This is a genomic window from Bacteroides sp. (assembly GCF_052357945.1).
Lineage (GTDB): Bacteria > Bacteroidota > Bacteroidia > Bacteroidales > Bacteroidaceae > Bacteroides.
This window is the reverse complement of the sequence record NZ_DAWCXD010000196.1, coordinates 1-7,336: the sequence shown is the minus strand read 5'-3', so window position 1 is coordinate 7,336 and position 7,336 is coordinate 1. Positions and strand designations below refer to the sequence as shown.

Genomic DNA, 7,336 nt, shown 5'->3' with positions numbered 1-7,336 from the left:
TTCGGTGCTGCTTTCTTGTCATTGCACCCAACTAAATATGCAGAAGAACTGGTTAAGAAGATGGAAATGACTGGTGCTAAAGCATATTTGGTTAACACTGGTTGGAATGGTTCTGGCAAACGTATCTCTATCAAAGATACTCGTGGTATTATCGACGCTATCCTTGATGGTTCTATTGACAAAGCTCCTACTAAGGTTATTCCTTTCTTCGACTTTGTTGTTCCTACAGAACTTCCGGGTGTTGATCCGAAGATCCTTGATCCACGCGACACTTACGAATGTGCTTGCAAATGGGAAGAAAAAGCAAAAGATTTGGCTGGACGTTTCATCAAGAACTTCGCTAAATTTACTGGTAACGAAGCTGGTAAGGCTTTGGTTGCTGCTGGTCCGAAACTCTAATTGGAGAATCAGATATAATATGGAAGGCGGTTCGATTTCGAACCGCCTTTTTTGTTTATACTTGTGCCTTTCTATGAGAATAAATGCTGTCTGTTTAAAACTTTTCCCTATATTTGCCAAAACAGGAGTACTAACCTTTAAAAGCGGTCATGGTATATCTAGCTACTGACAAACAGACCTATGCGGATCTAAGCATTACAGAGACTGCTAGTAATGAACAATTTCTTTTCTCTTTGTTTTCCAAAACTGAGACAAAAGAAGGAAAAGCGCTGATGTTGAACTGGATTATGTATCCGCTAAGTGATTTGGAGGAAATCCGTAAAAGACAGGAGACTATTGTTTGGGATGCTTTGCCCGAACTTCTTTTGAATGAAGAAGAGTTGGATTTTATAGAGTATTACCTGGCTTATCGTGACCAGATACGGGAAGCTCATATTCTACTTTCATGTGCTACTGTTATCGACCGTCTGGTGCGATATGATTCCACCCGTTATGTAATCTGCAGAGGGGTGAAATTAGTGGTTCATCTCTTGCATTGTTTGAAGGAATGGGCGACAGAACTACCACAGGACGCCCCGCAACTCATAAAAGAATCTGCTGCTATGATTGATAATATTCTCCATGGAAGTGAATTGAAGGAAGTGTTGGAGCAGACCTCTGATGAGGAAAAACGACTGTCTAACTTTGTCATAGACAAATTCGATTATCTGTTTCGGTGTACTCGGTTGTTATCTTTGAAGGAACTTCTGTCTGTTATATATCTACTTGATGTTTGCCGTACAGCTCACCGGGTGGCAAAAGAGAAGAATTTCTGTTGTATGCCGGTAATGGTACCGACAATGGACTTCTCAGTGGAGGGAGTCGTTCATCCTTTTGTGAAAGGTGCGCAGCCAAACAGTTGGCAGATGTCCCGGGGAAATATATGCATTTTTACAGGCTCTAATATGGCGGGGAAGTCAACAACTTTAAAGGCATTGACCTTAGCTGTCTGGTTGGCACATTGCGGTTTGCCTGTTCCTGTGAAATCAATGATTTGTCCTCTTTACGAGGGGATTTATACCTCTATTAATCTGCCGGATTCTTTGCGGGACGGACGAAGTCATTTTATGGCGGAAGTACTCCGTATTAAAGAAGTGATGCAAAAAGCTGTGACCGGAAGACGCTGTTTGGTGGTATTAGATGAGATGTTTCGTGGGACGAATGCTAAAGATGCGTTTGAAGCCTCCGTTGCCGTCAATGAGTTACTGAAAGGCTTCTCTCATTGTCATTTCTTGATATCGACACATATTTTGGAATATGCGAAAGCCTTTGAAAAGGATTCTTCCTGTTGCTTTTATTATATGGAAGCAGAAATTATTGATGATGCGTTTGTCTGTCCTCATCGGTTGTTGTCGGGGATTTCAGAGGCCAGAGTCGGGTATTGGGTAGTGAAAAAATTGCTGTCGGGTAGTTTGATGTAATTTTACCTCGTTATAGAGGTTGTTGAGATTCTGTTTTATTTTTATTAGATATATATTTTGACTACTTTTGTACAGACTATAAATGGGTTCTTAATCTTAAATAACGACGCGACGACCATGAAGAATTTTTATTTCCTTCTTATTAGTTCCCTATTCCTTACCTCCGGGCTTTATGCCGGAGAAATAGATTATACTCAAGGACTTTCCATCTGGTTTGACACTCCCAATACTTTGCAGGGATATGCTGCCTGGTATGGCGGAAGACCGGATTTGTGGAAAGGTGAAAATAAACCGGTAACAGCGGGAAGCGGACATAATCTGGATGCCAGTTGGGAGTCACAGTCATTGCCTATTGGTAACGGTAGCCTCGGTGCAAATATTATGGGGTCAGTGGAAGCCGAACGTATCACTTTCAATGAAAAAACACTTTGGCGCGGTGGTCCGAACACAGAGAAAGGTGCGGACTACTATTGGAATGTCAATAAACAATCGGCCCATCTTTTAGATGAAATACGCAAAGCATTTACAGAGGGAGATCAGAAAAAGGCTGAAATGCTGACGCGACAGAACTTCAATAGTGAAGTGTCGTATGAAGCTGACAGAGAAAATCCTTTCCGTTTCGGTAGTTTTACTACAATGGGAGAATTTTATGTAGAAACCGGACTGAATATGATAGGAATGAGCGATTATAAGCGCATTCTTTCTTTGGATTCGGCTATGGCAGTCGTACAATTCAAAAAGGATCGTGTGGCTTATCAACGTAACTTTTTTATCTCTTACCCTGCTAATGTAATGGTGGTACGTTTTAGCGCGGATCAATCGGGGAAACAAAATCTGGTTTTCAGTTATGCGCCCAATCCCCTGTCTACCGGCTGTATGGTTTCTGATGGAAATAAAGGACTGGTTTACACAGCTTCTTTGGATAATAATGGAATGAAATATGTTGTGCGCATTCAGGCAGAGACAAAAGGAGGAACACTGTCTAATGCAGATGGAAAGTTAATGGTGAAGGATGCGGACGAAGTTGTATTTTATATCACAGCGGACACTGACTATAAGATTAATTTTGATCCGGATTTTAAAGATCCGAAAACATATATAGGCGTTAATCCCGAAGAAACTACAAAGCAGTGGATGAATAATGCAATGGCGCAGGGATATACAGCTTTATTCAATCAGCATTATAATGATTATGCTACTCTGTTCAACCGGGTTCGGCTGAATCTGAATCCAGGGGTGAAAGGAGTGAACTTGCCTACTTCTCAACGTCTGAAAAATTATCGGAAAGGACAGCCGGATTATTATCTGGAAGAGTTGTATTATCAATTTGGACGTTATCTTCTGATTGTCAGTTCCCGTCCGGGCAATATGCCTGCTAATCTGCAGGGGATTTGGCACAATAATGTTGATGGACCGTGGCGTGTGGATTATCATAATAACATCAATATCCAGATGAATTATTGGCCTGCTTGTTCTACCAACTTAAATGAGTGTGTGCTTCCGTTGATAGACTTTATCCGTACACTTGTGAAACCGGGCGAGAAGACTGCGCAAGCTTATTTCGGAGCAAGAGGATGGACGGCGTCTATTTCCGGCAATATTTTCGGCTTTACCACTCCGTTGGAAAGTCAGGATATGTCGTGGAACTTCAATCCGATGGCAGGGCCTTGGTTGGCTACCCATATATGGGAGTATTACGACTATACAAGAGACTTGAAATTTCTGAAAGAAACCGGCTATGAACTAATTAAGAGTAGTGCGGATTTTGCAGTCGATTACCTGTGGCATAAGCCGGATGGAACCTATACGGCTGCTCCGTCCACTTCGCCCGAGCATGGTCCTATCGATCAGGGAGCTACTTTTGTGCATGCCGTAGTGCGTGAAATTCTGATGGATGCGATTGAAGCAAGCAAGGTGTTGGGTGTAGATAAGAAAGAACGTAAGCAATGGGAGCATGTGCTTGCCAATCTCGTTCCCTATCAAATAGGTCGTTATGGTCAGTTGATGGAATGGTCGGTAGATATTGATGATCCGAAAGATGAACATCGTCATGTGAATCATTTGTTCGGCCTGCATCCGGGACATACTGTTTCTCCGGTCACTACTCCCGAACTGGCGAAAGCTGCTAAAGTGGTATTAGTGCATCGTGGTGATGGTGCTACCGGTTGGAGTATGGGTTGGAAGTTGAATCAGTGGGCGCGTTTGCAGGATGGTAATCATGCTTATACTTTATTCGGCAATTTATTGAAGAACGGAACCATGGATAATTTGTGGGATACGCATCCGCCTTTCCAAATTGATGGGAACCTTGGTGGGACAGCGGGAATCACCGAAATGCTGCTCCAAAGTCACATGGGCTTTATTCAATTATTACCGGCTTTGCCGGATGCATGGAAAGACGGTTCTATCAGTGGTATCTGTGCAAAAGGAAATTTTGAGGTGGATGTGATCTGGGAGAATCATCAATTGAAAGAAGCTGTTGTACGCTCTAATGCAGGAGGCGACTGTGTCATAAAGTATGCGGATCAGACTATCTCCTTTAAAACTGTGAAAGGACGCAGTTATCAGATTGGATATGATGCAGCCAAAGGGCTCATTAAAAAATAAACACAAAATATCGGAAAATTAGAAAGAAAGGATGGTACTGGAGTATTTAAAATTATTCGTGACATTTGCGAAGATTGGAATGTTTACTATTGGTGGCGGTTATGCCATGATTCCGTTGATTGAACGGGAGATTGTTAACAGGCAATGGATGAATAAAGAAGAATTTATGGAGATGTTTGCTTTGACGCAGTCGCTTCCGGGTGTGTTTGCAGTGAATATTTCTATTTTTGTAGGATATAAGTTGTATAAGGTGGGTGGTAGCCTGGTGTGTGCATTGGCTACGATTCTTCCCTCTTTCGTTATTATGATGCTGATAGCCATGTTTTTTGCACAGTTTCAGGATAATGAAGTGATGATTCGTATCTTTAATGGAATACGTCCTGCCGTGGTAGCATTGATTCTGTTTCCTTGCATTTCTGCTGTTAGAGCTTTGAAACTGAAGTATTTTCAGTTGGTTGCTCCTGCCATAGCTACCGTGTTGATCTGGCAGTTCGGCTTATCACCTATTTATATTGTGGTGGCCGGAATTATAGGGGGATTGGTATATACATTATGGTTGAAAGAAAAAATAGCGAATAAACAGGTATGATATATTGGCAATTACTTTGGGTGTATCTTAAAATAGGTATGTTCGGTTTTGGGGGTGGATATGCGATGCTTTCCCTGATTCAACATGAAATAGTGGATCTTCATCATTGGCTGACTCCTCAACAATTTACGGATGTGGTCGCAATTTCGCAGATGACTCCGGGACCGATTGGCATAAATAGTGCTACTTACGTAGGTTATGCGGTAACACAAAGTGTTTGGGGAGCTGTGTTGGCCACTGTAGCCGTTTGCTTGCCTTCTTTTATTTTGGTGTTGCTCATTTCTTATTTCTTTGCGAAGTGTAAGGATAATAAGTATATTAAAGCGGCTATGTCTGGACTGCTTCCTATGTCGGTCGCGCTGATTGCTTCGGCTGCATTACTTATGATGAATAGAGAGAATTTTATAGACTATAAAAGTATCGGTATTTTCGCAGCCGCCTTTTTGGTTACATGGAAATGGAATCTTCATCCTATTCTGTTGATTTGTCTGGCGGGTGTGGTAGGATTACTGTTGTATTAGTAATACTTATGGGAAAAAGAGAACCCCGGTTAAACGCTGTGTTTAACCGGGGTTCTCTTTTATGATATTATGAAAGAATAGTTAGTTCTTGTTTGCACGTTTACGTTCGGTTTCGTCCAAAATCACTTTACGCATACGCATTGCTTTAGGAGTAACTTCTACATATTCATCTTCCTTAATATATTCCAGTGCTTCTTCAAGCGAGAACTGGATAGGTGGAATCAGGCGTACTTTATCATCCGAACCGGAAGCACGCATATTCGTCAATTTCTTCGATTTGGTTACGTTGATAACCAGGTCGTTGTCATGAGAGTGTTCGCCTACTACTTGTCCTGCATAAACTTCGTCCTGCGGGAAGATAAAGAATTTACCGCGATCCTGCAATTTGTCGATGGCATAAGCAAAAGCTGTTCCGCTTTCCATAGCAATCATAGAACCGTTCGTACGACGTTCGATTTCTCCTTTGTGCGGTTGATATTCTTTGAAGCGGTGTGCCATGATGGCTTCGCCGGCAGAGGCAGTCAGTACATTGGTACGCAAACCGATGATACCGCGTGAAGGCATATTGAACTCAAGATTGATACGTTCACCTGTATTTTCCATCTTGACCATTTCACCTTTACGGCGAGTAACCATATCTATAATTTTGCTGGAATATTCTTCCGGTACATTGATGGTCAGCTCTTCAATCGGCTCGCATTTCACACCGTCGATTTCTCTGAAGATAACCTGCGGCTGACCTACCTGCAATTCGTATCCCTCACGACGCATCGTTTCGATCAATACAGAAAGGTGGAGTACACCACGGCCGGAAACAATCCATTTACCGTCTTCTTCACTCTTCCTTACACGGAGAGCCAGGTTCTTATCGAGTTCTTTCATCAGGCGGTCATGGATGTGGCGTGAAGTCACAAACTTACCATCTTTGCCGAAGAAAGGAGAATCGTTGATCGCAAACAACATACTCATGGTCGGCTCATCAATGGCGATTGGCGGCAATGCTTCCGGATTTTCGAAATCACAAACTGTATCTCCAATCTCGAATCCGTCGATACCTACTAGTGCGCAGATGTCACCGGAAGAAACTTCGTTTGTTTTCACGCGGCCTAAACCTTCGAAAACATGGAGTTCTTTGATTTTGCTCTTGAACATATCGCCATTGCGTTTCGCAAGCGTTATATTCATACCTTCTTTTAATGTACCGCGATGTACGCGACCTACGGCGATACGACCGGTATAAGAAGAATAATCCAGAGAAGTAATCAACATCTGGGGCGTACCCTCCAGTTGTTTAGGTGCCGGAATATTTTCGATGATACAATCCAGTAGCGGAGTAATACTGTCAGTCTGTTGCTTCCAGTCGGTGCTCATCCAGTTGTTTTTGGCGGAACCATAGATTACGGGGAAGTCTAGTTGGTCTTCCGTTGCATTCAGGCTGAACATCAAATCGAAAACCATTTCGTAAACTTCTTCCGGACGGCAGTTAGGTTTATCTACCTTATTAACTACCACGATAGGTTTCAAACCGATCTCCAGCGCTTTTTGCAGTACGAAACGAGTCTGGGGCATCGGACCTTCAAAGGCGTCTACCAACAGAATACAACCGTCGGCCATATTCAATACACGTTCTACCTCACCACCGAAGTCGCTGTGTCCCGGAGTATCAATAATATTAATCTTTGTACCGTTGTAATTGATGGATACATTTTTGGAGAGAATCGTTATACCACGTTCACGTTCCAAATCGTTGTTATCCAGGA

General features: G+C 42.5%; 6 protein-coding genes. 5 read left to right on the top strand and 1 reads right to left on the bottom strand.

The window, feature by feature from the left end:
* The 5 genes from ACT8YW_RS21000 to ACT8YW_RS20980 form a co-directional block, all read left to right on the top strand.
* The coding region (locus ACT8YW_RS21000) for a phosphoenolpyruvate carboxykinase (ATP) (RefSeq protein ID WP_444107041.1) at positions 1-399 on the top strand (399 nt) is incomplete at its 5' end.
* A 149-nt stretch (positions 400-548) separates the two neighbouring features.
* Complete coding sequence (locus ACT8YW_RS20995) at positions 549-1,859, top strand: MutS-related protein (RefSeq protein ID WP_444107040.1); 1,311 nt, start codon at positions 549-551, stop codon at positions 1,857-1,859.
* A gap of 117 nt (positions 1,860-1,976) precedes the next feature.
* Positions 1,977-4,466: a glycosyl hydrolase family 95 catalytic domain-containing protein gene (locus ACT8YW_RS20990; protein WP_444107039.1), complete on the top strand. Its 2,490-nt coding sequence runs from the start codon at positions 1,977-1,979 to the stop codon at positions 4,464-4,466.
* A 31-nt stretch (positions 4,467-4,497) separates the two neighbouring features.
* Positions 4,498-5,055: a chromate transporter gene (locus ACT8YW_RS20985; RefSeq protein WP_444107038.1), complete on the top strand. Its 558-nt coding sequence runs from the start codon at positions 4,498-4,500 to the stop codon at positions 5,053-5,055.
* A complete protein-coding gene (locus ACT8YW_RS20980; protein ID WP_004296410.1) occupies positions 5,052-5,576 on the top strand; it encodes a chromate transporter in 525 nt (174 codons plus the stop codon). The genes ACT8YW_RS20985 and ACT8YW_RS20980 overlap by 4 nt, the downstream gene beginning before the upstream one ends.
* An 81-nt stretch (positions 5,577-5,657) precedes the next feature.
* On the opposite strand, the gene typA is transcribed toward ACT8YW_RS20980, so the two are convergent.
* Positions 5,658-7,336, bottom strand: a 1,679-nt coding sequence (typA, locus tag ACT8YW_RS20975) for a translational GTPase TypA (protein ID WP_444107037.1), incomplete at its 5' end; no start/stop codon positions are given.

Bases quoted from the DNA above. Each gene is read 5' to 3' on its own strand.
- ACT8YW_RS20980 (WP_004296410.1), top strand. From the start codon at position 5,052: ATGATATATTGGCAATTACTTTGGGTGTATCTTAAAATAGGTATGTTC.
- ACT8YW_RS20995 (WP_444107040.1), top strand. From the start codon at position 549: ATGGTATATCTAGCTACTGACAAACAGACCTATGCGGATCTAAGCATT.
- ACT8YW_RS20990 (WP_444107039.1), top strand. From the start codon at position 1,977: ATGAAGAATTTTTATTTCCTTCTTATTAGTTCCCTATTCCTTACCTCC.
- ACT8YW_RS20985 (WP_444107038.1), top strand. From the start codon at position 4,498: ATGGTACTGGAGTATTTAAAATTATTCGTGACATTTGCGAAGATTGGA.